Origin of the sequence: Endozoicomonas arenosclerae, from assembly GCF_001562015.1 — a bacterium.
In the GTDB taxonomy this organism is placed as follows: domain Bacteria; phylum Pseudomonadota; class Gammaproteobacteria; order Pseudomonadales; family Endozoicomonadaceae; genus Endozoicomonas_A; species Endozoicomonas_A arenosclerae.
Genome location: NZ_LASA01000304.1, coordinates 1 through 851 on the forward strand (window position 1 = coordinate 1; position 851 = coordinate 851).

2 protein-coding genes are annotated in these 851 nt (G+C 48.9%); both read right to left on the reverse strand.

What is annotated here, in order from left to right:
• Window positions 1-411: ISAs1 family transposase (locus WG89_RS28900; protein WP_153301910.1), on the reverse strand; the 411-nt coding region annotated here is incomplete at its 3' end.
• 117 nt (window positions 412-528) lie between these two features.
• Window positions 529-851: transposase (locus tag WG89_RS30000; protein WP_172806966.1), on the reverse strand; the 323-nt coding region annotated here is incomplete at its 5' end.

Consider the following 851-nt stretch of genomic DNA (forward strand, 5'->3'; position numbering starts at 1 on the left):
CTCAACGCTCCAGGCACTGACCAGAAGTACCGGTTTCTTACCCTGAGCTTTGGAACCCCTCATTGCCTTTCCATCAATAGCAAGGTGGTGACTGCCTGCAATTTCAGTCAATGTCTGTCTGATCCAGTCCGTAAAACAGGCTTCGAAAGCCACCGGATCAAGTAAACAAAAGACTCTACGGAACGTATATTTAGATGGTATGCCAGCGGGTAGCTCCAGGAAAGTTCTGAACCAGTCCTCCTTGCAGTGGCCAAAATCCTCCATGTCTTGCCACTCGTCCGCTCCACATATGACTGCGCATACAGCAATGATAAGTATATCGAGCAGGTTGTGATCACACATGCCGGGGCAGCGAGGATCAGGAACTTTGGCTAAAAAATCAGCTAGTGGCTGGTACTGCTTGGCTTCCATGCGGATGAACTACTCTAGCAGCCTGTCGGACTTGAACCCATAAACGCAGTTCAAGTAATTTCAGACTCTGACTATTCCGGAGAGAACTTATAAAACCCTCTCCGGCGCATTACATTTTCAACTTGTCCTTATGATTTTTCTCACTCTTGGCCTCAGATCAGCCCAATAGTGCCACAGATAAGTCGCCAACAAGACCAGTTCCAACCACTGCTCTTCATTCACTTGTTTCAGGCTGAACATCCGCCTCAAGTTATACGCAAGACAAACCAGCGACCACTCTTTTGTCACATTGTCCAACCCTCGCACCATGAAACGCCGATACCCCATGGCTTCTKTCTGTATCCCAAAKGTCGGTKCTATCGTATGTTTTCGCTGGCTGTAAATCGCCCGTCCTTCTCGTGTTTGCAGACGCCACTGCATCCACTCCACCGTACTGGCAC